Below are 26,567 nucleotides of genomic sequence, written 5' to 3' on the forward strand. Positions count from 1 at the left end.
TCAAAGCTAGGGCGAGTTTGTGTTTCTGGCAAGTTTTCAGTTCCTTACCCGGTTTCTCGGCCTTCATAGGCCGCCAAAGCCCGTGCCCGGCCAGTGGCAAGATCAACCACCGGTTTGGGGTAGACAAAAGCAGGATCCAGTGCCCAAGAACGCGGAACAGCCTCGAAATAGGACAGTGCCGTGGCCGAAGGCGCGGGCTGCCCCTCGGCAATCCACCGTTTCAGATAGGCGTCGTCAGGGTCGAATTTTTCCTTTTGCGTCAGTGGGTTGAAAATCCGGAAAAACGGTGCGGCATCCGGTCCCGAGCCTGCAACCCACTGCCAGCCCATCGCATTTGCCGCCGGGTCCCAGTCGATCAGGCAGTCGGCAAACCAGTCCATACCGATTTTCCAGTGTGTCATCAGATGCTTGGTCAGATAGCTGGCCACGATCATGCGGGCGCGATTGTGCATACGACCGGTCACGTACATTTGACGCAAACCGGCATCCACCGCCGGAATACCGGTACGGCCCCGCTGCCACGCCACAACGTCGGGGTGGCTGGCATCGGTATTCCACGGAAACGCGTCCCATTCCTGTTTCCAGTTCTCGGTCAGCAAGTGCGGCGTATGGAACATGAGATGATAGGCAAACTCGCGCCAGACCAGTTGGCGCAGAAAAGCCTCGGTACCCTGCGCGCCCGTAATTGCGGCGCGCTGGACCGCGTGCCAGACGCTGCGCGGGCCGATCTCGCCCAAAGACAGATATTCCGTCAAATTCGATGTGCCATCCAGATCGAGACGGTCCCGATCCGCAGAATAGCCTGAGATTCGGTCCAAAAACCCGTGCATAGCATCAAAAGCCGCACTTTCACCGGGCTGTACATATGGCGCGACAATCGCGGCACCTCTGTTCATTGCCACGCCCAGCTTCCATTCTGCCAAGTCATCGGAAACCGGCCAATGTTGCGGTGCGGGGATCGCTGATGGCGCGACCTCGGGCGCGGCGACGTCACGCCCCTGAACCGCCCGCCACATCGGAGTGAACACACGAAAAGGCTGACCGGTCTTGGTGGCTACGGTCCATTGTTCGAACAAAAGGTGACCTTCAAAAGACGTGGATTCTACGTCCTCTCTGGTCAGTGCAGATTTGATACGGATGTCTCGCGCTATAGAATCCGGATCGTAAGCTCTAGACCAATAGACAGTCGTCGCGCCGGTTTCCGATATCAGGTTCTGCAATGCTGTCAGGGCGTCTCCGCGCCGCAGGATCAGGCGACTGCCGGCCCTTTCAAGGGACTGCGCAAAGACCTTTAACCCAAGCCCAAGCCGCCACTTTGGGGCCGCGCCCAACGCCTCGGCCAAGTCGTCCAGAATAAAGACCGGAATTACGGGACGTCCGGTCCGGACCGCCGCGCTTAACGCGGGATGGTCCGACAGGCGCAAGTCCCGCCGGAACCACATGATGATCGGAGATTGAGTGTTTTCCATGACCGCCCGGTTGTTTTCTTCGCATTACGAATCCGAACGGAAACCGGATCACAAAACAGCGTCAAGTGCGTTCAATAACTGATCAATTTCCTGTTGCGAGGTATAGTGCGTGAAGCTGACCCGCAACACGCCCTGATCCAGATCGACCCCCATCGCAGTCAGCGGTCGCACGGCATAGAAATCGCCACCGCCCGCCATGATCCCGTGGCTGACAAGATCGGCCGCAACTGCCTCTGCGTTCCGGTTCAGGGCCAGCGCAACGGTCGGCGCGCGACGTGCCGCATCCGATGTGCCAATCAGACGCACGGCATTGCGGTCCTTGACCGCATCCAGCACCGGCTGCAGCAAGGCCACCTCTTGCCCGCGCATCAGGTCATGCACGAAAGCTCCGCGTTGGGTCGCATCGCCTTCGAGGCCGTTGTGGTGATCGCACAGCAGATCGACATAGTCCGCCATGCCCGCACTGGCCGCGATTTGGGCGTGATCTGGCCCGGCGGGGGTAAACCGCTTGTACAGCACGTCGCCGTTGAAAAAATGCGCCTGATTGGGCAGAAGCTCTCCTAACGCGCGCCGGATCACCATGCAGCCCTGATGCGGGCCATAGGTTTTGTAGGCCGAGAACAAGTAGATATCTGGACCCATATGGCCGACATTCGGAAACCCGTGCGGCGCGTATGAAACACCGTCAACACAAACGAACGCACCGGCCGCATGGGCGATCGAGGTGATTTCGGTGACCGGGTTGATCTCTCCGATCACATTGGAACAGTGCGGAAAACAGACCAGACGGACCTTTTCGTCCAGCATGTTTTCCAGATCCTGCGGGTTCAGCGATCCGGTTTCCGGATCGATCTGCCATTCGCGGATTTCGATGCCGTCCTTGGCCAGACGCCGCCACGGGCCGGAATTGGCCTCGTGATCCTGATTGGTCACCACGATGGCATCGCCGGGCTTCATCCACTGGCGGAATGCCTGCGCAAGGACATAGGTGTTTTGCGTGGTCGAAGGTCCAAAGCTCAGCTCGTCGGTGTCCACGCCCAGTATCGCGGCCATGCGTGCGCGGGCCTCGTCCATCTCTTCGCCCGCCAGACGGCTGGCGTCATAGGGGCCATAAGGCTGCACCTTGCGCTGCGTGTAATAACGCGTCAGCCGGTCCAGCACCGGTTTACAGGTGTATGACCCGCCCGCGTTTTCAAAGAACGCCTGCCCTTGCAGGCTGGGCTCGGAAAAAGCCGGGAACTGAGCCCGAACGAAATTGATATCCAGAGTGCTCATGGCACGCCTCTCCTCATTCATGCAGCTTGTTCCGATACGATGCCCGCGCATGATTTCGGACAACTCGGAAATCACGGCAGGTCTTCCAGCCCAACCACAGCCCCGGTCGAAACCAAAGGCAGGGGCAGTCTTTCCAGGCAGAACGGGCCACCCGAAGGACGCGGATACTTAGACAAGGGCGAGGACATCGGTCAACCCGGCCCAAAAGAAAAAAGCCCCGACGCATGGCCGGGGCTTTTCGTAGTGAAGTTGAACTCAGCGGCGGCGTTTTTCGTTCGCCAGACCGATGAAGATCGATACGCACATCAGCACAAGCACGATCGCAAAGGGAAAGCCGGTTGCAATCGCGGCGGCCTGCAAGGCACCAAGCCCACCGCCCAGCAACAGCACGACAGCAATCGCACCTTCCAGAATGCACCAGAACACACGCTGCGCCGTAGGGGCATCGGTCTTGCCGCCAGCCGTGATCGTATCGATCACCAGCGAGCCCGAGTCCGAACTGGTCACGAAGAACACGACAACCAGGATGATGCCGACAAAGGACAGCAAACCGGTCATCGGGAAGGCTTCGAACATCTTGAACATCTTCAGCTCAAGCGCCGCATCCGACAGGCCCTGGCCCGAACCGGACATGACCTGATCCAGCGCCGCGCCACCGAAAACGCTCATCCACAGCGCGCCAACCACCGTCGGGATCAGGATCACGCAGATCACGAATTCGCGCACGGTACGGCCGCGCGAAATGCGGGCGATGAACATGCCAACGAACGGCGACCAGGAAATCCACCAGGCCCAGTAGAACGTGGTCCAGCCCTGCATGAAGTTGGTGTCTTCACGACCGACCCAGTTCGACAGGGCGGGCAACGCAATGAAGTACTCGATCATGCTGTCGAAAAAGCCGGTCAGAATTGCAACGGTCGGGCCGACGATCAGCACCAGCAACAGCAGAGCCGCAGCCAGGATCATGTTGGCCTCGGACAGACGCTTGACCCCTTTGTCGAGGCCGGCAACAACCGAGATCAGAGCAAACACAGTGATCAATCCGATCAACAGCACTTTCATGCCGTCCGTGATCGGAACATCAAACAGATAGTTCAGACCGGCCAGCGCCTGCGTCGCCCCCAGACCCAGCGAGGTCGCCAGACCAAAGATGGTGGCAAATACGGCCAGAACGTCAATGATGTGCCCCAGCGGACCCCAGGTCGCCTCGCCAAACAGCGGGTAGAACACCGACCGCATGGTCAGCGGCAGCCCCCGGTTAAAGCTGAAAAAGGCCAGTGCCAGCGCCACGACGGCATAAACGGCCCAGGGGTGCATACCCCAGTGGAAGATGGTCGCAGCCATTGCCAGCTTTTTCGAGGCTTCCGGGTCTTCCAGCCCTGCTCCCAAGGGTGCCCAGTCGGTGCGCACACCGTCTTCACCGACAGCGACGCCGCCAATGGATGATCCGTAGTGCGAGATCGGCTCAGCCACACCCCAGAATACCAAGCCGATGCCCATGCCCGCAGCAAACAGCATCGAGAACCAACCGGCATAGCTGTAATCCGGTTTGGCATCGTCGCCGCCCAAGCGGATCGAGCCATAAGGCGTAACGATCAACAAAAGCGAAAACACCACAAAGATGTTGGCTGCGATCATGAACACCCAGTCGAACTGGCTGGTCAGTGCCGGGCGAAGCCACCCAAAGAATTCGGCCGCCTGCTCGCGGAACACGAGCGAGAAAAACACGAATGCAATGATGGTGAGCCCGGAAACCGCAAAGACCGGATTATGAACGTCCAGCCCCATAATCTGGACGTTGTCCTGACCGACTTCATAGTCGGTCTCCGTGTTGTCTGACATAGTTTCTCTTCCTTCCCATATTCGGTGCTCAGGACTTTCAATATCCCGCGCCGAAACGGGCTGGCTGAGAAGACCACCTGTCGCCAAAAAGCGACAAAAATCACAAAAACCGACATGTGGATTGAATAAGAATTTGCTCTAATCCCCTGCACCTTCGCAGACAAAAAGGCCGGGCTGTTGACCCGGCCTGAGCATTCGGTTCGTTTGAATTAGCCCTGAACCTTGGTGTAAGTCCCCTCACCCGCCAGGATGCCGCGGAACCCGCCGGGTTCGTCCAATCCAAAGACGATCAGCGGCAGGTTGTTGTCCCGCGCCAACGCAATGGCCGAAGCGTCCATGACACGCAGCCGTTTGGCCAGCACGTCATCATAGGTGACCGTATCATAACGTACCGCGTCGGCGTGAACCTTCGGGTCTTTGTCATAGACGCCATCAACGCCGTTCTTGCCCATGAAGATCGCCTCGCACGCCATTTCGTTGGCGCGCAGGGTCGCTGCCGTATCCGTGGTGAAATACGGATTGCCCGTTCCAGCGGCAAAGATGCAGACCCGCTTTTTTTCAAGGTGCCGAACGGCGCGGCGGCGGATGTAGGGCTCGCACACCTCATCCATGCGAATGGCCGAGATGACACGGGTGAAGACGCCGATCTCTTCCAGTGCCGACTGCATCCCCAGCGCGTTCATCACCGTTGCCAGCATCCCCATGTAATCGGCGGTTGTGCGCTCCATCCCCTGTGCCGAGCCGCTGAGGCCGCGGAAGATGTTGCCGCCGCCGATCACCATGCAGATTTCAACACCCAGATCGTGCACCGACTTGACCTCTTGCGCGATGCGCTGAACGGTGGGCGGGTGCAGGCCAAAACCCTGGTCCCCCATCAGCGCCTCGCCAGAGATTTTCAGCATCACGCGATTGTACTTCGCTTTTGGGGTCTCGGTTGTTTCGAGTGTTTCGGTCAGGCTCATGTTGCGCTCCGGGCTGGCACGGGGTTAATTTCCGGCGCAAAATGAAGCAAAAACTCCGCAGGTTCAATGCGGATGGTGAGGATTGGGGCATACCCGGATGGCCAATAACGAAAGATCGCAGATTTGGGACCGCCTGCCCCCCATTTCCGACGACAAACCCGTCCTGATCGCGGGGCCGACGGCCTCGGGCAAATCGGCGCTGGCCTTGCAGATCGCCGAGACCTTTGGCGGTGTGATCGTGAATGCGGATGCCAGCCAGGTTTATGATTGTTGGCGGGTGATTTCGGCGCGCCCTTCGGCCGAAGAAGAGGCCCGTGTGCCGCATCTGTTATATGGCCATGTCACCTATGATCAGGACTATTCCACCGGCCACTGGCTGCGCGAAGTGACCCCGCTGCTGACCGGCGGCCAGCGCCCGATCATCGTTGGTGGCACTGGCCTCTATTTCTCGGCCCTGACCGAAGGTATGGCCGATATCCCGGCCACGCCGCCCAAAGTTCGGGCTGAGGCCGACCAGATGGACCTGCCCTCACTGATTGCCGGTGTTGATGCGAAAACTCTGGGCCGGATCGACACCCGGAACCGGGCCCGCGTTCAGCGCGCCTGGGAGGTTCAACAAGCCACCGGGCGCAGTCTGAGCGATTGGCAGGCCGACACGCCACCCCCGGTTCTGGACTTGTCTGACGCGGTGCCGATCGTCTTTGACGTGGACAAGGAATGGCTGTTGGATCGCATCACCCGGCGGTTCGATCAAATGCTGGAAACCGGCGCGCTGCAAGAGGTCGAGGCGATGCGCGACCTCTATGATCCGTCGCTGCCTGCCTTCAAGGCCATCGGCGTTCCCGAGTTGATGGCCTATCTGGATGGCAGGATGACTTTGGATGTCGCCCGAGAGCGCGCTACAATCTCGACCCGTCAATTTGCCAAGCGCCAACGCACTTGGTTCCGCGCGCGGATGAGGAAATGGAATCAGATTGATTTCTCAAAATGATACGTCAATTTCCTGAGAGACTTTTCTGAGCGATTCCCTACAAAGAGAAAATCGCCCGGTTCACCATTGTATACATAGCGGATTCACCCGGAGCCGGGCGTCGGGCATGGTATAACAATCTCCAGCCATGTCGTTTTTGTACCATGAATGACGATTTCGAACATTGACCTCACCAGATTTCTGGGGCCGAATGGACCCATGGGGACAATCAGAACTCAAACAACCCGTGAACCAGCTGCCGGAAACTGACCGGTTCGAGCGGTTCCAAACTTCATCAAAAAACAAGACATCTCATCAGGGAGAGACATCAATGAAAAACCAAACCATCACCGGAGCACCGATTCACTGGGCCGCAGAGATGCACGCTCAGGAATATCGGGACGGCAAACTGAACCGGCGAGAATTCCTGGCCCGCGCCACCGCGCTGGGTGTTGCCGTGCCAGCGGCCTACGGGATGATCGGCCTGCAATCACCTGCTGCGGCGCAAGAGCCTCAGCGCGGCGGCACCATCCGCTATCAGATGGAAGTACGCGCGCTTAAAGATCCTCGGACCTTTGACTGGACGCAGATCGCCACCTTTACCGCAGGCTGGCTGGAGTATCTGGTCGAGTACAACAATGACGGCTCGTTCAAGCCTATGCTTCTGGAAAGCTGGGAAGCCAACGACGACGCCACCGAGTACACGCTGAACGTTCGTCAGGGCGTAAAATGGAACAATGGTGACGATTTCACCGCCGAAGATGTTGCGCGCAATATCGCCGGTTGGTGCGATTCCTCGGTTGAGGGCAACTCGATGGCGTCTCGGATGGCGTCGCTGATCGACGAGAGCACCCAGCAAGCTGCAGAAGGTGCTATTACTGTTGTCGACAGTCACACAGTCAAGCTGAAGTGTAACGCTCCGGATATCACAATCATCCCCGGCATGGCCGACTATCCCGGCGCCATCGTGCACAGCAGCCATGACCCCAACACAATGTTGGACAACCCGATCGGCACTGGCTTCATGATCCCGGAAAGCCATGAGGTTGGCGTCAAGGGAGTTCTGGTGCGCAACGAAGGCTTTGACTGGTGGGGATATGAAGCCGGCAAAGGCGGCTATATCGACAGGATCGAGTTCATCGATTACGGCACCGACCCTGCCGCTTTCCTTGCTGCCTATGAGGCCGAAGAGATCGACATGAACTGGGAGTCGGTCGGTGAATTCGTCGACATTTTCGACAGCATCGGCCTGACCCGCTCGGAAATCCCTTCGGGCTTTACTATCGTCATTCGCCCGAACCAACTGGCCGAAGATGCGGACGGCAACAAAATCTACGGTGACAAACGTGTGCGTCAGGCGCTTGCTATGGCCGTCGACAACGCGGTCTGTCTGGAGCTTGGCATGTCCGGCTACGGTATTGTTGCCGAAAACAGCCACGTTGGTCCGATGCATCCTGAATACAACTCGGAAGTGCCCCGTATTCCGTATGACCCGGCTGCTGCCAAAGCACTGATGGACGAAGCCGGTATGGGCGACTTCGAGCACGAAGTGCAATCCATTGATGACGATTGGCGCCGGAACACGACTGCGGCCGTTGTTGCCCAGCTTAATGACGCGGGCATCAAGGCCAAACACACGGTTCTGCCAGGGTCGACTTTCTGGAATGACTGGACCAAGTATCCATACTCTTCGACAAACTGGAACCACCGCCCGCTTGGCACGCAAATTCTTGCGCTAGCCTACAAGTCAGGCGTTGCATGGAACGAATCCGGTTTCTCCAACGAAGAGTTCGATAATCTGCTGGCCGAAGCAAACTCCATTTCCGATGTGGATAAACGGCGCGAAGTGATGGGTAAGCTGCAGGCGATCATGATCGACGAAGGTGTGGTCATCCAGCCCTATTGGAGAACCGCGATGCGTCACCACCGCGACAATATGGTAGGCGTTGAAAAACACATCGCCGACCTGCCCCAGCTCTATAAATTCGGCCTTTTGGGCTAAGCCGAAACTGAGCAGGCCGCGCCGCAAAGGCGCGGCCTTTTCGTCCTGAACGCGGCGACACAAAAAACAGCAATGCGTGGAACCCAATAATCTTCGCGCTAGCCTACCAACAGGGGCCAATATGGGACTTTTCATTCTGAAGCGTGTCGGCATCATGCTCATTACAGCATTATGTCTGACATTCTTAGTCTTTTTCCTCACCAACCTTTATCCGAACCTCGAAAAGCTCGCGAAAACGCAAGGCAATTTCCGGATGTCGGATGAGCAGGTTGAAAGCTATCTGGAAAAGAACGGGTATCTTCAGCCGACGCCGGTCAAATACGGCGAATGGCTGGGCGTTCTGCCATCCTTTCGGTACACGAATGAGGACGGCTCGGTTCAGGGCAGATGTATTCTGCCGGGTCAATCCGCGGAAAACGCACCCAAGTTCTGCGGCATCCTACAAGGATACTGGGGCTATTCCACCGTCTTCAAAGAGGAAGTTTCGACCGTTGTCGGCACCCGTCTGGCTCTGACTGGTAGGCTGATGTTCTGGGTGATGTTGCTGATGGTCCCTTCGGCACTGATCCTTGGCGTTTTGGCTGGAATGAAAGAGGGATCGGCCACCGACCGGACCCTGTCGACCTTTGCGATCACCACCACGGCGACACCGGAATACGTGTCAGGTGTTATTTTCATTGCCATTTTCACCTCATCCGCTGTTGGCCTGAAATGGTTCAAGGGCACGGCGACGCAGGCGATGGAGAACCCAACTTTTGAGAACTTCTTCTTACCGGTGCTAACGATTGCGCTTTACGGAATGGGCTATATCGCCCGTATGACCCGTGCCTCAATGACCGAGGTGATGACGGCGCAGTACATTCGGACCGCGCGCCTGAAAGGTGTGTCCTTCTCGAACATCGTGATGAAGCACGCGCTGCGAAACGCGCTGATCGCGCCCTTTACCGTGATCATGCTGCAGTTCCCCTGGCTGCTGAACGGCGTCGTGATCGTCGAGACCTTGTTCAACTACAAGGGCTTTGGTTGGGCGCTGGTTCAGGCGGCGGGCAACAACGACATTCAGCTGCTGCTGGCGATCTCGGTCGTGTCGGTCTTTGTGGTGCTGGTGACGCAGCTGATCTCGGATATCGGCTATGTCTACCTCAACCCGCGCATCCGTATTTCGTAAGGAGGGATAGATTATGGAACCACTTACCTGGACCGGCTCTATTGCCCTCCTGAATCCGTTGCTGATGATCGCGATGGCGGCACTTCTGGTGTCGCTCGTCGTCTGGATCCTCGGCAGTATCGTGCTGCCGGAAACCCCGGTCAGCGTGAATGTAGATGGTACGATCAGCTCAGGCTCGGGCCTGCGCGGACTGACACAGAAGGCGCTGCGATACAGCTTTGCAGCCTGTGTCGCGCTGGCGTTGGCCTATATCGTGCTGGGCATCCTCATGGGCACCAGCGCGGGCATCATCGGCGCGATTTCACAGCAGTTCCTGCCGGTTTGGCTATCGCTGATCATCCTGTTTGCCATGTCGATCGCCTTTAAGCGCAAGCTTGGTCTCTACGGCAAACTGTTCGACAGCCCCATCGGCATGATTGGCTTTGGCCTTGTGATGTTCTGGGTCTTTACCGGAATCTTCGGTGCCATGGACCTGATCATCACTCATGATCCGCTGGATCAGGTGTCGGGCATGAAGAACAAGGTCCCCGGCACACCCCTGCCGTCTTCTGAAGAGGGTGCATACGCATGGTACCTGCTGGGCGGCGACAATCTGGCCCGCGACGTCTTCAGCCGCATGGTCAAAGGCGCATGGATCGTGGTGCAGATCGCTCCACTGGCGACAATGTTTGCCTTCATGGTTGGGATAACTCTGGGCCTGCCCGCCGGGTTTTACAGCGGTCGTCTGGACACGCTCCTGTCGTTCCTCGCAAACCTGATCCTCGCCTTCCCGGTAATCCTGCTGTTCTATTTGCTGGTCACGCCGGAAATCGTGGCTACCGGAGTGCCGAACTATATGGCGGCGGTGTTGTTCGTGTTCCCGATCCTGTTTCTTGCGGTTCTGCTGAACTCGCGCTTTTACACAAGGCCGAGCTTCCGCACCCCGCTGTTGATCGGTGTATTGGGAATCGCGCTGTGGCTGTACCTGTCGCTGATCACGACCGGTGGGTACATCATCAATACCGACAGTTATCGCATCTGGGGTCTGCCGACCTATCTGGACCTGTTCGACATCCCCGGCGGTATCCTTGTGGTGTTTGTTTCGGTGGTGTTCGTGAACTCGCCCACCGTGTTCCGCATCGTGCGGGGCTTAGCGCTGGACATCAAAACGCGGGACTACGTGGCCGCGGCACAGACCCGCGGCGAGGGCCCGTGGTACATCATGCTGTGGGAGATCCTGCCCAACGCTCGTGGTCCGCTGATCGTCGATTTCTGTCTGCGGATTGGCTACACCACCATCCTTCTGGGAACCTTGGGTTTCTTCGGGCTGGGGCTTCCGCCGGAAAGCCCGGATTGGGGTTCGACGATCAACGAAGGGCGCAAGCTGTTGTCGATCTATCTGCACCCGGCCCTACCGCCCGCGTTGGCGTTACTGTCGCTGGTTCTTGGTCTGAATCTGCTGGCTGACGGCCTGCGCGAAGAAAGTCTGAAGGACTGATGTGATCGAGGCCGGGGGCTCTGCCCCCGGACCCCCGAGATATATTTAGCCAGATGAAGGGGACGCCCCTGACTCTCGCGAGGAGAAACATAGATGAACAAACTGGCGGATTATGACGGGCCTATTCTAGAGATCGACAAGCTTTCGATTTCGTTTTTCACCCGCCTTCGGGAAATCCCTGCGGTGATGGATTTCTCGGTCAGTGTGCAACCCGGCGAAGCCGTTGGGTTGGTGGGTGAATCTGGTTGCGGCAAGTCCACCGTGGCACTGGGGGTCATGCAGGACCTTGGCAAGAACGGCCGCATCGTTGGTGGCTCGATCAAGTTCAAGGGCCGCGACCTTTCTGAAATGACCACCGAAGAGTTGCGCGACATTCGCGGCAACGAAATCGCGATGATCTATCAAGAGCCGATGGCCTCGCTGAACCCGGCGATGAAGATCGGCAAACAGCTGATGGAAGTGCCGATGATCCACGAGGGCGTCAGCTCTGACGAGGCTTATGCCCGCGCCTTGGAAGTGGTGACCGACGTGCGTCTGCCCGACCCCGAGCGGATGTTGAATTCGTTCCCGCACCAGTTGTCGGGTGGCCAGCAGCAACGGATCGTGATCGCCATGGCGCTGATGTCGAAGCCGGCCTTGTTGATCCTGGACGAACCAACCACGGCTCTGGACGTGACGGTTGAGGCCGCGGTTGTCGAATTGGTCAAGGATCTGGGCAAGAAATACGGCACCTCGATGCTGTTTATCTCGCACAATCTTGGGCTGGTTCTGGAAACCTGCGACCGACTGTGCGTGATGTATTCCGGTGAGGCGGTCGAGCGCGGCTCGATCCACGATGTGTTCGACGAGATGCAGCACCCATATACGCAGGCGCTGTTCCGCTCGATCCCTCTGCCGGGGGCGGACAAGAACGCGCGGCCGCTGGTGGCCATTCCCGGGAACTTCCCTCTACCCCACGAACGCCCGCCGGGGTGTAACTTTGGTCCGCGCTGCGACTATTTCGAGGAAGGCCGCTGCGACGCGCAGAACATCCTGATGGAGCCTGTGCCGGGCAATGACCGCCACCACACACGTTGTTTGAAGTTCAAGGAGATCGACTGGAACGCTCCGATCACCGTGGGCGAGCAAAAAGAAAAAGGCGAGATCGGCCGGACCGTCCTCAAGATGGACAACCTCAAGAAATACTATGAGGTGGCTGCAAATGCCCTGTTCGGCGGCGGGGAAACCAAAGTTGTGAAAGCCAATGAAACGCTGAGTTTCGAGGCGCACGAGTCTGAGACGCTGGCCATCGTCGGTGAATCCGGCTGCGGAAAATCCACCTTCGCCAAGGTGCTGATGGGGCTGGAAACAGCCACGGACGGCCAGATCCTTCTGGATAACCGCAATATCGAGGCCGTGCCAATCGAGGAACGCGACGCCAAGACCGTGGGCGAAGTGCAGATGGTGTTCCAGAACCCGTTTGACACTTTGAATCCTTCGATGACCGTGGGCCGTCAGATCATCCGCGCGCTGGAAATCTTCGGCGTCGGCAAGTCCGAGGCAGAGCGCAAGAAGCGGATGCTGGAACTGCTGGATCTGGTCAAACTGCCCCGCGCCTTTGCAGAGCGGATGCCGCGGCAATTGTCGGGCGGGCAGAAACAGCGCGTCGGTATCGCCCGTGCCTTTGCCGGGGATGCCCGGATCGTGGTCGCGGACGAACCGGTCTCGGCGTTGGACGTGTCGGTGCAGGCGGCGGTGACCGACCTGCTGATGGAGATTCAGCGCGAGCACAAGACCACACTGCTGTTCATCAGCCACGACCTGTCCATCGTGCGGTATCTCAGTGACCGGGTGATGGTGATGTATCTGGGCCATGTGGTCGAACTGGGCACGACGGACCAGGTCTTTGCCCCGCCCTACCACCCCTATACCGAAGCGTTGCTGAGCGCCGTTCCCATCGCGGACACATCGATTGAAAAGCAACACATCGTTCTGGAAGGGGATATTCCGTCGGCGATGAACCCACCCCCGGGGTGTCCATTCCAGACCCGGTGCCGGTGGAAGTCCGAAGTGCCGGGCGGAATGTGTGAACGCGACGTGCCGCCAGTGAAAATTTTGGCCGACGGTCATCAGGTCAAATGCCACCTGTCAGACGAGATTCTGGCCCGCATGGAGCCGGTCATCAAAATCGCGGCCGAATAGACCAAGAAACCTCGGATCAGGGGCGCCGGGAACACGCCAGCGCCCCTTGTCATATTTCTGATACGTCACTCTAATAGTGCTCAGAACTCAGCCGGTTTGCGATCGGTGGTCACGATTTTATAGCGAGCACTTTGTGACACTCCTCACCGACGGTCGCGCGCGGGCCATATTGGGCCTGCACCTGTCGGGCACGTTTTGCGCCAGCATGACGGCTCCGTTCATTCAGTTCTATATCGTGTAAGAGCTGGGCCACCCGCCCTAGCAAATCAGCATCTACAGCGCGTTGGCTATCCTGCTGACCGTGACGCTCAACCGCAGTTTTGCTGCACGGCTGGACAGCGGTCAGCGATTTGCGCCACTGGTCGGCGCATCCATCGCAGGGTATGTGGTCGCGTTGCTGTCGGTTCTGATCTGGCCGTCTTACTGGACGCTGGTCACCATCGGAGTACTGGGGTTCAGCCTCAGCAGCAGTTCGTTGTCGACGATGTACAGTTTCGGACGCATCAGCGCCGAGCGTTATGGGTTCGACATACCCGCATTCAACGCTTGGCTGCGGGCGATGACCTCGCTGGGGTGGATGATGGGTCCGGCGCTGGCGTTTTTTGTCGCTGGGCAATGTCGCGCGGATCGGACGTTTGTCTTTGCGCTGGGTGCGGCCGCAATCTGGGCGACACTGTGGTGGCGTACAATGCCGAGCACGGCCCGGGCCGAGATGGCCGAGAAACCGCACCAGACCAACTCGGGAGCCGACCGCGCCTTGTGGCTGGCGGTAACCGCCTGCCTGTTCTTTTCCGCCGCGCATGTGCTGTGCAGCAGCGCCCTGCCCCTGTTTTATGTGCGCGAAGCCGGGCTGCCAGATTTCGCACCCGGCCTGTCCTTTTCGATCAAGACGGCAACCGAAATTGTGATCATCCTGGCCACGCCGATCTTGCTGCGCCGGGTTGCGCCCCTTTCCGGGTTGATCCTGTCCGGTGGTCTGGGTTTGTGCGCGTTTTTGGTCCTGTCGCAGGTCTCGGGGCTGTCCGCGATGGCCGTCGGGGCCGCACTTGAAGGCGCCTATTACGGCTTGTTCGCCGGGGTCAGCCTGACCTACGTACAAAGCTACGCGAACGGACGCATGGCCCGGGCCAATGCGCTTTATGTCAACAGCCTGTTTGTCGGAGCCCTGATTGCCGGACCGTCGGTTGGGATGATCGCGCAGTTTTCCAGTTTCCAGACCGCCACCCTTGCGGCTTGCCTGCCCATGCTCTGCGCGCTGGCGGTATTGCTGATCACGGCCAGACTCCGCAAGCGCGGCGAAGTCGGTGCAACGTTACAAAAAAGAACGCTTAGCCGCCCCAGATCACTTTCACGTAGTTCTGGGTTTCCTTGTACGGGGGAATGCCGCCATGCTTTTCAACAGCCTGCGGCCCGGCGTTATAGGCCGCCAGTGCCAGACGCCAGGATTTGAACTTGCGATACTGCCAGGACAGATACCGCGCCCCGCCTTCAAGGTTCTGCTTCGGATCATGCGGGTTCACACCCAAAAGCCGCGCCGTGCCGGGCATCAACTGCGCCAGCCCCAAAGCGCCCTTGTGCGATTTCGCATGGGGGTTCCAGCCGCTTTCCTGTTGCACCAGACGCAGGAAGAGCTCTTCCGGGACATTGTGTTTGCGCGCGGCCTGACGGGCCAGGGTCATATACTGTCCCCGGTATTTACCAGTGTAGCGCTTGTTGAAGCTGTCACTGGTCTTTGCTTTCTTAGGTTTTAGCCGTTCGGAATCGCGGTACTGGGTTGCGGCCCGCGAGTCCAACACCTTAGCTTGCTTAAGAAAAATGTCCTTCCGGCTTTTTGTCGACAGCGTCTGCGCAGTCACCGGAACCGAGACCAGAGCAAAGCACATAATCAAAAAACCACTAACCAGAAATCGCATTAACGCCAATCTCGCTCGTTCAGGAACTCTGTGGAGTATAGATATTTCAGTTAATAATGAAAGCTTGGTAAACCGAGCCTTGGTATTTTCTTGCCAAGTGTTACCTGCATGAACGTGTTTCAACCACGACGCAGGCCGTATAGGGTCGCTTGGAAACTCCGCGCCAGATTCGGGCGCGCAAACGTCAATTCAGAACGGGGAAATACATGGCGGGTTCAGTCAACAAGGTTATTCTGGTCGGAAATCTTGGCCGCGATCCCGAGGTCCGGACATTCCAGAACGGCGGCAAAGTGTGCAACCTGCGCATCGCCACGTCCGAGACCTGGAAAGACCGCAACACCGGTGAACGCCGCGAGCGCACCGAATGGCACTCGGTCGCGATTTTCAACGAAGGGCTTGTCCGCGTGGCCGAGCAGTACCTGCGCAAAGGGTCCAAAGTTTACCTTGAAGGCCAGTTGCAGACCCGCAAATGGCAGGATCAATCCGGTCAGGATCGGTACTCGACCGAGGTGGTCCTGCAAGGGTTCGGTTCGACCCTGGTGATGCTGGACGCCCGCGGTGAAGGTGGTGGCGGCGGCGGAAGCTATGGTGGCCAGTCGGGCGGCTATGGCGGCGGTCAGGCCGGTGGCGGCTATGGCGACCCCTATGGTGGCCCGTCCAGCGCCCCTGCTCCGGCATCCGGCGGCATCGACGACGACGAGATCCCGTTCTAAGCCAAACGGAGACAAATCATGACATGGTCCTTCTCACTCGGCCGGATACTGGGGTCGGAACTGAGGGTCCATGTCACCTTTTTCCTGCTGCTGGCTTGGGTCGGTTTTGCCGCCTATTCCAGCGGTGGAGTTCCAGCGGCCATCGAAAACCTGATCTTCGTGCTGGCGCTGTTTGCCTGCGTCGTCGCGCATGAGTTCGGCCACGCGCTGATGGCCCGGCGGTATGGGATCAAGACCCCCGACATTACCCTGCTGCCCATTGGTGGGCTGGCCCGGCTGGAACGGATGCCGGAAAAGCCGATGCAAGAGGTCTGGGTCGCCCTTGCCGGGCCTGCCGTGAACATTGTGATCTGGATGATACTGGTCGTTCTCGGCGCAGGTATGCCGCTTGAGACTTTGGCACAGATCGACTCGACCGGCCCGGGGCTTTTGAACCGGCTGGCTTATGTGAACCTGCTGCTGGCGGCGTTCAACATGATCCCGGCCTTTCCAATGGATGGCGGGCGGGTGTTCCGCGCCTTGCTGTGCCTGAAGATGGACCGGGTCAAGGCCACAAAAGTCGCTGCCCTCGCCGGGCAAATCGTTGCTGTTGCGTTCGGTTTCTGGGGTTTGAGCGTCGGCAACCCGATCCTGGTCCTGATCGCGGTTTTCGTCTTTGTCGCCGCCACTTCCGAAAGCCAAGACGTAGCCATGCGCTCGATCGTGCGGCGGGTTCTGGCGCGAGATGCGATGATTACCGAGTTCCACGCCCTGACCCCGACCGACACGTTGGCCACCGCGGCTCAGGCCGTCATTCACACCACGCAACATGAGTTCCCGGTGCTGGGTGCCGACGGTCATTTGCAGGGCTTTGTCACCCGCGACAGGCTGTTCACCGCCTTGGCCGGGGACGCTCCGCGCTCGGCCCCGGCGACCACGGTCATGGTGACGGATATCCCGCAGGTGCAACTGACCAGCGGGCTCGAGACGGTTCTGGACAGGCTGCACAAAGGCGCCCCCGCCATCGCGGTCTGCACGCAGGCCGGAACAATGGTTGGCTACATCACCCGTGAGAACATCGGTGAGTTGATGGTGATCCGCGGGCGGTGATCAAACCGTTGCCAAGGCGTCCTCGAGCACTGACAGCACGGCATCACGCGGGACGTCCGAGGTGACAAACGCCTGCCCGATGCCGCGCGCCAGAATGAAGCGCAACTGGCCGTCGACGACCTTCTTGTCCTGCGCCATCAAATCGACCAAAGCCTCGGCGCCCGGCAGGTCTCCGGGAATGTCGGCGAGATCGGTCTTCATACCCATCGCGCGCAGATGCGCCCGCACGCGGCTTGGGTCTTCTTGCGAACATAACCCCAGACGCGAGGACAGCTCGAACGCCAGCGCGCACCCGATGGCGACGCCTTCGCCATGCAGCAGCCGGTCGGAATAGCCGGTCGCGGCCTCGAGCGCGTGACAGAAGGTGTGGCCGAGATTCAGCAGCGCACGGTCGCCCTGCTCGGTCTCGTCCCGGGCCACGATATCGGCCTTCATCTGGACCGAGCGCGTGACGGCCCGCACCCGCGCGGCCATGTCGCCGCCGGACACATCCGTCCCGTTGGCCTCCAGCCATTCAAAGAAATCGGCATCGCCCAGCAGCCCATATTTCACGACTTCGCCATAGCCCGACAGGAAATCCCGCTGGGTCATAGTGCCCAGCACCGAGGTATCAGCCAGCACCAGAGACGGTTGATGAAACGCCCCGATCAGGTTCTTGCCCTGCGGTGCGTTGATCCCGGTCTTTCCCCCTACCGAACTGTCCACCTGCGCCAGCAGTGAGGTCGGGATCTGCACGAACCGCACTCCACGCCGCAGAACCGCAGCGGCAAAGCCGACCAGATCACCGATGACACCACCGCCGAAGGCGATGACTACATCCCGACGTTCAACCTTTTCCGCCAGCAGCCATTCGACCGTGCGTTCAAAATGCTGCCAGCTTTTGGTGGCCTCGCCCGCAGGCAAGGTCAGCGACGTCATCTTGATCCCAGCAGCGGCCAACCCGTCTCGCAGAGCGTCCAGATGCAGCGCGCCCACGTTTTCATCGGTGACAACGGCCACTTTGCGGCGGTGCAGCAACGGCGCGATCCGGGTGCCTGCCTGCGTCAGCAGGTCCGGACCGATTTCCACGTCATACGAGCGTTCGCCCAGCTCTACATGTACGGTTTGGTGCATTATTTCCGTTCCAAAACATCGGGGCGTGTTGCCAGGGCATCCAACACCCGGTTCACCATATTCTCGATCGAGGTTTCACCGTCCGATTCAGCGATCAGGTCGGCCTGCGCATAAACCGGCACACGGTCCTCGTACAAGGCGCGCAAGGTCGCATACGGGTCAGCCGTACGCAGCAATGGGCGCGTGTCCTTGTGTTTGACCCGGTTCCACAGAACGTCAAGATCGGCCCGCAACCAGACGGACACACCGCGCTCGGTAATCATCGTGCGGTTCTGTTCGGCCAGAAAGGCTCCGCCACCGGTGGACAGGATGCCTTTTTCCTCATCCAGCAGGCGCCCGATGACCTGACTTTCCTTGGTGCGGAAAAACGGCTCTCCGTCGCGGGCGAATATCTCGGGGATGGTCATGTTGGCAGCCGATTCGATCTCGGCATCGCTGTCGAGGAAGGGAACACCCAGCCGCGCGGCCAGCGCACGGCCCACAGCCGTCTTGCCTGCGCCCATCATACCAACAAGAACCACTGTTTTGTGCAGTGCAAAGCCCGCATTCGGGTCCGAGTTGGAGGTGTTATGCTTAATTTCGCTCATTTCACCGTGAATGACGTGATCTTAGGAAAAATGCTAGCTATAACTACGACAAAAGAGAAAATTGGGGCAGCGTTGAGCAATGGGCCGTCTGATCAAGTTCCTGTTATATCTGATTTGCCTGGGTTTCATCGGGCTGGTGGCATACGCCTATCTGGGCCCGTTCTTCGGCGTCGACTTTTCGGCGCCGCAAGAAGAGATACGAGAGCCGGTAATCCTGAATGTCGAATAAGGCCGCCGTGGTTGCGCTGTTTCTGGCCGGTTCGGCGCAGGCACAGCAGGAACCTCTTTCCGTCATAGAATGGCTAAGCGACCCGCCAGAGAACCTGCCGGGGACTGTGTTGCTGGAACCGCCCGTGACGCAGACCGGTGTTCAGCCGGATGTCGAGGTCACACCGCTTGAGGCACTGTCACCGCCGCTGGGGTTGGTGTCATCCTCTGTGACCGGGCTGCCAGTGGACCTGTGGCAGAACAGCGACCCCGACCGTCTGGCGCAACTGATCGCCCGCGTGCCGGTCAAGTACAACCCGGCGATGCAGCGCCTGTTGTTCACCCTGCTGCTGACCGAAGCCCGCGCTCCTGCCGGGCCGAATGCGCAAGAGACATTGCTACTGGCACGGCTCGACCGTCTGATGCAACTGGGGGCTGCCGATCCGGTGCAATCGCTGGTGCAGCTGGCCGGCCCCACCGATAGCCGCGAGCGGTTTCAGCGCTGGTTCGATGCGACGCTTCTGACCGGAGACGAGGATCGCAGCTGTACCTCGCTAATCGCACATCCACATCTGTCTCTGGACTATGCCGCGCAAATCTTCTGCAAGGCCCGTCGGGGAGACTGGAGCTCGGCTGCGCTGACGCTTGAGGCCGCCCATGCACTGCAGGTTCTGCCGCCCGAGGATCTGGATGTGCTGGACCGGTTCCTCAGCCCCGAGCTTTATGAAGAAGCAGAGTATCTGCCGCAGCCCGACAACCCCGACCCGCTGAGCTTTCGCCTGTTCGAGGCCATTGGCGAAAGGTTGCCCTCGACCCCGCTGCCGCGCGCATTCGCAAATGCTGACCTGCGAGACGTTGCCGGATGGAAGGCACAGATCGAGGCTGCCGAGCGCCTGACGCGGATTGGTGCGTTGACCCCCAACCAATTGCTCGGCCTGTATACCGAACGCTCTCCCGCAGCCTCTGGCGCGGTTTGGGACCGGGTCGCGGCGGTGCAAAAGTTCGAAAGCGCACTGGAAAGCGGCAAACCCGGCGCAGTTGCCAAAGCGTTGCCCAAAGTCTGGGAACAAATGCGCAGCGTCGGGCTGGAGGTTCCTTTTGCGGAACTGTTCGCCGATCGACTATCGCAGATGACCCTGCCCGATACGGCCGCCGAAAACCTGCGGTGGCGGATTCTGCTGTTATCCGAACTTTATGAAACCGCCGCCCTGTCGCCACCCGATGACTCGGTAGAGACTCAGTTCCTGGCCGCACTCGCGCAGGGCGATCCGGGGAGGACGCGCAGCCCGTCACCTTGGGCTGATGCGGTGGCTGAAGGATTTGCCTGGGCCGCGCCAGTGCCTTCAGACATTGATGCGATGCTAACTAACGGTCAGCTGGGCGAGGCTATTCTGGAAACGATGGAACTGTTTGCACACGGTGCGCGTGGCAACCTTGTCGATCTGACTGCCGCCGTTGCAACCCTGCGCCGTGTAGGCCTTGAGGACACCGCCCGTCGCGCCGCCTTGAACCTTCTGATCTTGCAGGACACCTGACCATGGTGGCCCCGGCAACCTCGGATCTGTGGATCTCCACCTTCCTGCAGGCGCAAGCCGCCGAGCTTGGGGCGGCCAACAACACTCTGCTGGCCTATGGGCGTGACCTGAAGGATTTTGCCGCTTGGTTGGAACGCCGAAAAATCGGGTTCGCCGAGGCCGAGCGAGATCGGATCGAAGACTATCTGATCGACTGTGACGCGCAGGGGCTGGCGCAATCGACCCGTGCGCGGCGGTTGTCGGCAATCAAGCAGATCTATCGTTTCGCGTTTGAAGAAGGCTGGCGCGACACCAACCCTGCCATTCAGATCAAAGGCCCCGGACGGCAGAAGCGCCTGCCCAAAACTCTGGACGTGCCCGAGGTCGACCGGCTGCTGCAGGCCGCACGTCAGACCGGACGCACCAAGGGCGACCGGGTGCGCAACACCTGCCTGATGGAGGTGCTCTACGCCACCGGTATGCGCGTGACCGAGCTGGTTTCGCTGCCGGTTTCATCCGCGCGCGGCGATCCCCGAATGCTTCTGGTTCTGGGCAAGGGCGGCAAGGAACGCATGGTGCCGCTCTCCCCTCCTGCCCGAGAGGCGCTGGCCGCGTGGTTGATCGTCCGGGATGAGGCCGAGGATCAAGTGGTCGCAGACGGAGGACAGCGATCCAGGTTCCTGTTTCCGTCTCGTGGGAAATCCGGGCACCTGACGCGCCACATGTTTTTTCTGCTGGTCAAGGAACTGGCGGTTCAGGGCGGCGTTTCCTCGGAAAAGGTCACGCCGCACACGCTGCGCCATGCTTTCGCCACGCACCTGCTAGCCAACGGAGCCGACCTGCGGTCGATCCAAACGCTGCTGGGCCATGCCGATGTGGCGACCACCGAAATCTATACTCATGTTCTGGACGAACGTCTGGCCGAACTGGTGTTAGAGCACCACCCGCTGGCCAAAGACCCCGAAGACAAGGGCTAACCCCTTGATCCGCAGGGGACGCGCCCCCATAACGGATGCAGCAACACCAATAACCAAGGACCGATGGAACCCTCTTCTTCTCTGATCGACGGCGCATTCTGGTTTACCACAGGCGCCATTCTGCTTTTGCTTGTCCTGTCGGGCTTTTTCTCGGGTTCTGAAACGGCATTGACCGCCTCATCGCGCGGCAAGTTGCGGGCGCAGGCCGATAAAGGCTCGCGCGGGGCGCAAAAGGCGCTGGATATCACCGATGACAACGAACGGCTGATCGGTTCGGTCCTGCTGGGCAACAACCTGGTGAACATCCTCGCGGCCTCGTTGGCGACCGCGCTGTTCACGCGGCTGTTCGGCGAAAGCGGCGTGGCGCTGGCAACACTGGTGATGACGCTGCTGGTTCTGATCTTTGCCGAGGTCCTGCCCAAAACCTACGCCATCACCAACGCGGAAAAAGCTGCCGCCCTTGTGGCGCCGATCATCAGCGTGGTTGTCACCGTGTTCTCACCCATGGTTGCTGCCGTGCGTTTGCTGGTACGCGGCGTGTTGCGCCTGTTCGGCGTGCAGATCGACCCCGACAGCAACATCCTTGCCGTACGCGAGGAGATCGCCGGTGCGCTGCATCTGGGCCACTCGGAAGGTGTGGTCGAAAAGGAAGACCGCGACCGTATTCTGGGCGCCCTTGATCTGGGCGACCGCACGGTCGAAGAAATCATGCTGCACCGCTCGAATATCGAGATGATCGATGCCGACGACGCGCCCGAGGCCATTCTGCAGCAATGTCTGAAAAGCCCGCACACTCGACTGCCCGTGTTCCGGGATGAGCAGGAGAACATCGTGGGCGTGGTGCACGCCAAGGACCTGTTCCGCGCGATGTACGCACATGCGGGCGCCAGCGAGGAAGACAGCGACCGGTTGAAATCCTTCGACATCTCGAAGGTGGCGAACGACCCTTATTTCGTGCCCGAAACCACCACGCTGGACGATCAGATGCGAGAGTTCCTGCGGATGCACAGCCACTTTGCGCTGGTGGTGGATGAATATGGCTCGCTGCGCGGCCTGATCACGCTGGAGGACATTCTCGAGGAAATCGTGGGCGAAATCGCCGACGAGTTCGACATCGAAGAAGACGTCCCCGTGACCCGCACCGACGACGGACAATTCCTTGTCGAGGGTGCGATGACCATCCGCGATGCCAACCGGGCGATGGACTGGTCGCTGCCGGATGAAGAGGCCAATACGATCGCTGGCCTCGTCATTCACGAGGCGCAGATGATCCCGGTGACCGGTCAGGTGTTCTCGTTCCACGGGTTTCGCTTCGAAGTCACTGCACGCGAAGGCAACCGGATAACAGAGCTGAAAATCCGCCCGCTCTGATCCCCGTTCAGCGACAAGCGATGTCGTGAACGGAACAGCCCACTCTGCCGCGCGCCTGCAGTCTTTGACCAAAATGTATGGGAGGCAGGAACATGAAGACCACAACTCAGGTAGCCGTCATCGGAGGCGGCGTTGTCGGGTGTTCGGTACTCTATCACCTGACAAAGCTGGGTTGGTCCGATGTTATGCTGCTGGAACGGTCGGAGCTGACCAGCGGGTCTACGTGGCACGCAGCCGGAGGGTTCCACACCCTGAACGGTGACACCAATATGGCTGCGCTGCAGGGCTATACCATCCGCCTGTATAAAGAACTGGAAGAGATCACCGGCATGTCCTGCGGCCTGCACCATGTAGGTGGGGTAACTCTGGCCGACAATCAGGACCGGTTCGACATGCTGTTGGCCGAACGTGCCAAGCACCGGTTCATGGGGCTGGAGACCGAGATCGTCGGACCGGAAGAGATTAAGAAGATCGCCCCGATTACTAATACTGACGGCATCATTGGCGCGCTCTATGATCCGCTGGATGGGCACCTTGATCCGTCGGGCACCACCCACGCCTATGCCAAGGCGGCTCGAATGGGCGGGGCAACCATCGAAACCCATTGTATGGTACGTGAAACCAATCAGCGCCCCGGTGGCACCTGGGACGTGGTAACTGATAAGGGCACCATACACGCCGAACATGTGGTCAACGCGGGGGGGCTCTGGGCACGTGAGGTCGGCGCCATGGCGGGCGTCTATTTCCCGCTGCACCCGATGGAGCATCAATATCTAGTCACGGACTCGATCCCCCAGATCGAGGCGATCATCGACGCTGGTGGCGAACACCCGCATGTGATGGACCCCGCCGGGGAAAGCTATCTGCGGCAGGAAGGTCGCGGTCTGTGCATTGGGTTCTATGAACAGCCCTGTAAGCCTTGGGCGGTGGACGGCACTCCGTGGGAGTTCGGGCACGAGCTGCTGCCAGACGACTACGACAAGATCACTGACAGTATCGAGTTCGCCTATAAACGCTTCCCCGTTCTGGCCGAGGCCGGGGTGAAATCGGTGATCCACGGGCCGTTCACTTTTGCACCTGACGGCAACCCGTTGGTCGGGCCGGTTCCGGGGATGCGGAACTATTGGTCTGCCTGTGGTGTGATGGCCGGGTTTAGCCAAGGCGGTGGTGTGGGCTTAACGCTGGCGCAATGGATGATCGAGGGCGAACCCGAACGCGATGTGTTCGCCATGGACGTTGCCCGGTTCGGCGACTGGATCAGCCCCGGCTATACTCGCCCGAAGGTGATCGAAAACTATCAGAAGCGGTTCAGCGTCGCCTACCCCAACGAGGAACTGCCCGCCGCGCGTCCCAACCGCACGACCCCGATGTACTACATCTTCAGCGATCTGGGCGCGGTCTGGGGTCAGCAATATGGGCTGGAAGTGCCAAACTATTTCGCCCAAGACGGCGAACCCGGTTACGAAACACCCTCATTCCGTCGCTCGGACGCGTTCGACGCAACGGGGCGTGAAGTGCGGGCAGTTCGCACAGGTGTCGGCATAAACGAGGTTCACAACTTCGGCAAATACCGCATCACTGGCCCCGCGGCTCGCGCCTGGCTGGACCGGCTCATGGCCGGACGGATTCCGCAGCCGGGTCGGGTGTCCCTGACACCGATGCTATCCCCCAAGGGCAAGCTGATCGGAGATTTCACCGTCTCCTGCCTGAGTGAGACTGAATTCCAACTAACGGCCTCCTACGGCGCGCAGGCGTTCCACATGCGGTGGTTCCTGCAGCACCAACAAGACGGCGTGACCATCGAAAACATCAGCGACCGTCTAAACGGGTTTCAGATCGCCGGTCCGAAGGCCTCTGACGTGTTGTCCGCCTGTACCCGCGACGACATCTCGGACCTGCGGTTCCTCGACGTACGGCACATGACGGTTGGTATGACCGACTGCATCGTGCAACGCGTCAGCTATACCGGCGATCTGGGGTACGAGATTTATTGCGATCCGATGGCGCAGAGGCAGCTCTGGTGGACACTGTGGCAGGCCGGTCAACCGCACGGCATGGTACCCTTTGGAATGCGCGCGATGATGAGCCTGCGCCTGGACAAGTTCTTTGGCTCATGGATGAGGGAATTCTCTCCCGATTACACCGCTGCCGAAACGGGACTGGATCGGTTTATTGCGTTCTCGAAACCCACAGAGTTCATCGGCCGGGCCGCAGCTGAACAGGACCGGACCCAAGGAACGGCACGCAAACTTGTGGCCTTAGAGGTCATAGCCGACGACGCCGACGTGAACGCGTATGAGCCGATCTGGCTGGACGGCAAAGTCGTGGGATTCTGCACGTCAGGCGGGTACTCGCATTATGCCCAAAAGTCGATTGCACTCGGGTTTCTGCCGACGGATCGGGCGACGGACGGTTTGGAGGTCGAAATCGAAATCCTCGGCAAATTGCGTAAAGCCAAGGTGATCTCAAGGCCTCTGTTCGATGCGGACGGAACGCGAATGCGGGGATGACACCGCACGGATCCGGCGGCATGGTGGCGGCATGACCGACATACCCATTCTATTGCTGGCCGCCGGGCAATCCAGCCGCATGGGCGGCACGGACAAACTGTTACAGATCGTGGACGGCGTGCCATTGCTGCGTCGCTCGGCCCTGATCGCCCTGCGTGCGGCCCCGGTGATTGTCGCGTTGCCCCCAGCCCCGCACCCACGGCATGACGCGTTGGACGGGTTGGACCTGCAGCGGGTCGATATCCGGGATGCCCATGAAGGCATGAATGCCAGTCTGCGCGGAGCGCTTGAACATGTATCAGGCGATGCACGCGCTGCGATGGTCTTGCTTGCGGATTTGCCAGACATCACCACCGAGGATTTGACAGCCGTGCTTGGTTCGGTTCGATCCCACCCGGACAAGTTGATCTGGCGCGGCGCAACGGCCAATGGCAAACCGGGCCATCCTGTCGTGTTTGATCGCAGCCTGTTTGAGCATCTTAGCGGGTTGTCAGGTGATGAAGGCGCGCAGTCCGTCGTCCGCGCCAATGCCGACAAAGTACATCTGCACACCCTACCCGGTCAAAATGCCATGCTGGATCTGGACACACCCGAGGATTGGGCAATGTGGCGCGCCAATCGCGGTACCTGAAACTAACGCGGCCCGGTCGAATTCGACCGGGCCGGTACCCAAAACAGGACTACCACTTTTCATCAATCCCGGAAACGCGGCCAATAATGCCTAATGGCATCCTGGCTATTCCGCCGCCGAACCTAAACAAGACCCCCTCGTTAACATGCCGCTCAGCGTTTCCAGTGACTGTGACAAGCCTTAGGCACCCCCTAGTGCCACTGGCTCCCCCTCGCTTGGGCTTTTTCATCGTCACCGATCCGATGCGATCAAACAACGTAAAATTGGAAAGAACGGTTAATTTTGCATCTTTCGGGATGGTTTTTGCGCAACATTGCCAAGATGAAATTCAACCTTAAGAAGAGCTGGAATTCCGCCTCATGCCCCATCAACCGCCATTAAGCACAAACCTAAGAAGATATCTGTCGTTTTTGCGCTCAATTGCATCTACGAGATTCGTCAATGTCCAAGCATGAACACAACTCAAGGGCGATCGCCGAAAAATGGAAAAATTTGGCAGCTGCTTTGTTAACGAAATTGATTCAATTCAACCCTTTTTGCCCCTTGGCATCCAAACCGGCAACAATCCACCGATTCGTACACGGTGATTCGCACAA

Annotated in this window: 20 protein-coding genes and 1 pseudogene; 14 read left to right on the forward strand and 7 right to left on the reverse strand. The window is 59.3% G+C overall.

Annotation, left to right across the window (positions count from 1 at the left end):
- Window positions 1-44: 44 nt before the first annotated feature.
- From ACR0KW_RS02165 to pyrH, 4 genes are all read right to left on the reverse strand, one after another.
- A complete protein-coding gene (locus ACR0KW_RS02165; protein WP_480803537.1) occupies window positions 45-1,469 on the reverse strand; it encodes a cryptochrome/photolyase family protein in 1,425 nt (474 codons plus the stop codon).
- 48 nt (window positions 1,470-1,517) lie between these two features.
- A complete protein-coding gene (locus tag ACR0KW_RS02170) occupies window positions 1,518-2,744 on the reverse strand; it encodes an aminotransferase class V-fold PLP-dependent enzyme (protein WP_480803538.1) in 1,227 nt (408 codons plus the stop codon).
- Between the two features lie 255 nt (window positions 2,745-2,999).
- On the reverse strand, window positions 3,000-4,586 hold the full coding sequence (locus tag ACR0KW_RS02175) for a BCCT family transporter (RefSeq protein ID WP_170324691.1): 1,587 nt from the start codon (window positions 4,584-4,586) through the stop codon (window positions 3,000-3,002).
- A gap of 209 nt (window positions 4,587-4,795) precedes the next feature.
- Window positions 4,796-5,548, reverse strand: a complete 753-nt coding sequence (gene pyrH, locus ACR0KW_RS02180) for a UMP kinase (protein ID WP_170324690.1) — start codon at window positions 5,546-5,548, stop codon at window positions 4,796-4,798.
- 97 nt (window positions 5,549-5,645) lie between these two features.
- Between pyrH and miaA the strand changes: the two genes are divergently transcribed.
- The 6 genes and pseudogenes from miaA to ACR0KW_RS02210 all read left to right on the forward strand — a co-directional run.
- Window positions 5,646-6,539, forward strand: a complete 894-nt coding sequence (gene miaA / locus ACR0KW_RS02185; protein WP_480803539.1) for a tRNA (adenosine(37)-N6)-dimethylallyltransferase MiaA — start codon at window positions 5,646-5,648, stop codon at window positions 6,537-6,539.
- Between the two features lie 310 nt (window positions 6,540-6,849).
- A complete protein-coding gene (locus ACR0KW_RS02190) occupies window positions 6,850-8,520 on the forward strand; it encodes an ABC transporter substrate-binding protein (protein WP_480803540.1) in 1,671 nt (556 codons plus the stop codon).
- A 121-nt stretch (window positions 8,521-8,641) separates the two neighbouring features.
- Window positions 8,642-9,688 carry an ABC transporter permease gene (locus ACR0KW_RS02195; RefSeq protein ID WP_480803541.1) on the forward strand — a complete coding sequence of 349 codons (1,047 nt, stop codon included), beginning with the start codon at window positions 8,642-8,644 and terminating at the stop codon, window positions 9,686-9,688.
- 13 nt (window positions 9,689-9,701) lie between these two features.
- Window positions 9,702-11,165, forward strand: coding sequence for an ABC transporter permease (locus ACR0KW_RS02200; RefSeq protein ID WP_480803542.1), 1,464 nt, complete (start codon window positions 9,702-9,704; stop codon window positions 11,163-11,165).
- A 93-nt stretch (window positions 11,166-11,258) separates the two neighbouring features.
- Window positions 11,259-13,346, forward strand: coding sequence for a dipeptide ABC transporter ATP-binding protein (locus tag ACR0KW_RS02205; RefSeq protein ID WP_480803543.1), 2,088 nt, complete (start codon window positions 11,259-11,261; stop codon window positions 13,344-13,346).
- A 301-nt stretch (window positions 13,347-13,647) separates the two neighbouring features.
- Window positions 13,648-14,475, forward strand: a pseudogene (locus tag ACR0KW_RS02210) (MFS transporter); the annotation flags it as partial.
- Window positions 14,476-14,674: 199 nt separating this feature from the next.
- Here ACR0KW_RS02210 and ACR0KW_RS02215 read toward each other — a convergent pair.
- Window positions 14,675-15,259 (reverse strand): lytic transglycosylase domain-containing protein, encoded by a 585-nt coding sequence (locus ACR0KW_RS02215; protein WP_170324683.1) that lies wholly within the window; start codon window positions 15,257-15,259, stop codon window positions 14,675-14,677.
- Window positions 15,260-15,465: 206 nt separating this feature from the next.
- Between ACR0KW_RS02215 and ssb the strand changes: the two genes are divergently transcribed.
- Both ssb and ACR0KW_RS02225 read left to right on the forward strand, forming a co-directional pair.
- Window positions 15,466-15,972: a single-stranded DNA-binding protein gene (gene ssb / locus ACR0KW_RS02220; RefSeq protein WP_170324682.1), complete on the forward strand. Its 507-nt coding sequence runs from the start codon at window positions 15,466-15,468 to the stop codon at window positions 15,970-15,972.
- Window positions 15,973-15,990: 18 nt separating this feature from the next.
- On the forward strand, window positions 15,991-17,061 hold the full coding sequence (locus ACR0KW_RS02225; RefSeq protein WP_480803544.1) for a site-2 protease family protein: 1,071 nt from the start codon (window positions 15,991-15,993) through the stop codon (window positions 17,059-17,061).
- On the opposite strand, the gene aroB is transcribed toward ACR0KW_RS02225, so the two are convergent.
- Both aroB and ACR0KW_RS02235 read right to left on the reverse strand, forming a co-directional pair.
- Window positions 17,062-18,174, reverse strand: a complete 1,113-nt coding sequence (gene aroB, locus ACR0KW_RS02230; protein ID WP_480803545.1) for a 3-dehydroquinate synthase — start codon at window positions 18,172-18,174, stop codon at window positions 17,062-17,064. It abuts the gene before it with no gap.
- Window positions 18,174-18,761 carry a shikimate kinase gene (locus tag ACR0KW_RS02235; RefSeq protein ID WP_170324679.1) on the reverse strand — a complete coding sequence of 196 codons (588 nt, stop codon included), beginning with the start codon at window positions 18,759-18,761 and terminating at the stop codon, window positions 18,174-18,176. Before ACR0KW_RS02235 ends, aroB begins: the two co-directional genes overlap by 1 nt.
- Before the next feature lie 79 nt (window positions 18,762-18,840).
- On the opposite strand from ACR0KW_RS02235, the gene ACR0KW_RS02240 reads away from it, so the two are divergent.
- The 6 genes from ACR0KW_RS02240 to ACR0KW_RS02265 all read left to right on the forward strand — a co-directional run bounded on the left by ACR0KW_RS02240 (window position 18,841) and on the right by ACR0KW_RS02265 (window position 25,971).
- On the forward strand, window positions 18,841-18,990 hold the full coding sequence (locus ACR0KW_RS02240) for a hypothetical protein (protein WP_170324678.1): 150 nt from the start codon (window positions 18,841-18,843) through the stop codon (window positions 18,988-18,990).
- Entirely contained in the window at window positions 18,980-20,503 is a 1,524-nt protein-coding gene (locus ACR0KW_RS02245; protein ID WP_480803546.1) for a hypothetical protein, read from the forward strand. The genes ACR0KW_RS02240 and ACR0KW_RS02245 overlap by 11 nt, the downstream gene beginning before the upstream one ends.
- Before the next feature lie 2 nt (window positions 20,504-20,505).
- Window positions 20,506-21,459, forward strand: coding sequence for a tyrosine recombinase (locus ACR0KW_RS02250; RefSeq protein ID WP_480803547.1), 954 nt, complete (start codon window positions 20,506-20,508; stop codon window positions 21,457-21,459).
- Window positions 21,460-21,522: 63 nt separating this feature from the next.
- Window positions 21,523-22,830: an HlyC/CorC family transporter gene (locus ACR0KW_RS02255; RefSeq protein ID WP_480803548.1), complete on the forward strand. Its 1,308-nt coding sequence runs from the start codon at window positions 21,523-21,525 to the stop codon at window positions 22,828-22,830.
- A 92-nt stretch (window positions 22,831-22,922) separates the two neighbouring features.
- Window positions 22,923-25,340, forward strand: a complete 2,418-nt coding sequence (locus tag ACR0KW_RS02260; RefSeq protein ID WP_480803549.1) for a GcvT family protein — start codon at window positions 22,923-22,925, stop codon at window positions 25,338-25,340.
- A gap of 31 nt (window positions 25,341-25,371) precedes the next feature.
- Window positions 25,372-25,971: a nucleotidyltransferase family protein gene (locus tag ACR0KW_RS02265; RefSeq protein WP_480804186.1), complete on the forward strand. Its 600-nt coding sequence runs from the start codon at window positions 25,372-25,374 to the stop codon at window positions 25,969-25,971.
- Window positions 25,972-26,567: the final 596 nt, after the last annotated feature.

The sequence above is a fragment of the Ruegeria sp. CG11 genome (assembly GCF_056537245.1).

Coding starts and splice junctions, on each gene's coding strand:
- ssb (WP_170324682.1), top strand. CDS start 15,466: ATGGCGGGTTCAGTCAACAAGGTTATTCTGGTCGGAAATCTTGGCCGC.
- ACR0KW_RS02240 (WP_170324678.1), top strand. CDS start 18,841: ATGGGCCGTCTGATCAAGTTCCTGTTATATCTGATTTGCCTGGGTTTC.
- ACR0KW_RS02265 (WP_480804186.1), top strand. CDS start 25,372: ATGACCGACATACCCATTCTATTGCTGGCCGCCGGGCAATCCAGCCGC.
- ACR0KW_RS02260 (WP_480803549.1), top strand. CDS start 22,923: ATGAAGACCACAACTCAGGTAGCCGTCATCGGAGGCGGCGTTGTCGGG.
- ACR0KW_RS02255 (WP_480803548.1), top strand. CDS start 21,523: ATGGAACCCTCTTCTTCTCTGATCGACGGCGCATTCTGGTTTACCACA.
- pyrH (WP_170324690.1), bottom strand. CDS start 5,548: ATGAGCCTGACCGAAACACTCGAAACAACCGAGACCCCAAAAGCGAAG.
- ACR0KW_RS02205 (WP_480803543.1), top strand. CDS start 11,259: ATGAACAAACTGGCGGATTATGACGGGCCTATTCTAGAGATCGACAAG.
- ACR0KW_RS02250 (WP_480803547.1), top strand. CDS start 20,506: ATGGTGGCCCCGGCAACCTCGGATCTGTGGATCTCCACCTTCCTGCAG.
- ACR0KW_RS02190 (WP_480803540.1), top strand. CDS start 6,850: ATGAAAAACCAAACCATCACCGGAGCACCGATTCACTGGGCCGCAGAG.
- ACR0KW_RS02215 (WP_170324683.1), bottom strand. CDS start 15,259: ATGCGATTTCTGGTTAGTGGTTTTTTGATTATGTGCTTTGCTCTGGTC.
- ACR0KW_RS02170 (WP_480803538.1), bottom strand. CDS start 2,744: ATGAGCACTCTGGATATCAATTTCGTTCGGGCTCAGTTCCCGGCTTTT.
- miaA (WP_480803539.1), top strand. CDS start 5,646: ATGGCCAATAACGAAAGATCGCAGATTTGGGACCGCCTGCCCCCCATT.
- ACR0KW_RS02200 (WP_480803542.1), top strand. CDS start 9,702: ATGGAACCACTTACCTGGACCGGCTCTATTGCCCTCCTGAATCCGTTG.
- ACR0KW_RS02175 (WP_170324691.1), bottom strand. CDS start 4,586: ATGTCAGACAACACGGAGACCGACTATGAAGTCGGTCAGGACAACGTC.
- ACR0KW_RS02165 (WP_480803537.1), bottom strand. CDS start 1,469: ATGGAAAACACTCAATCTCCGATCATCATGTGGTTCCGGCGGGACTTG.
- ACR0KW_RS02195 (WP_480803541.1), top strand. CDS start 8,642: ATGGGACTTTTCATTCTGAAGCGTGTCGGCATCATGCTCATTACAGCA.
- ACR0KW_RS02225 (WP_480803544.1), top strand. CDS start 15,991: ATGACATGGTCCTTCTCACTCGGCCGGATACTGGGGTCGGAACTGAGG.
- ACR0KW_RS02235 (WP_170324679.1), bottom strand. CDS start 18,761: ATGAGCGAAATTAAGCATAACACCTCCAACTCGGACCCGAATGCGGGC.
- ACR0KW_RS02245 (WP_480803546.1), top strand. CDS start 18,980: ATGTCGAATAAGGCCGCCGTGGTTGCGCTGTTTCTGGCCGGTTCGGCG.
- aroB (WP_480803545.1), bottom strand. CDS start 18,174: ATGCACCAAACCGTACATGTAGAGCTGGGCGAACGCTCGTATGACGTG.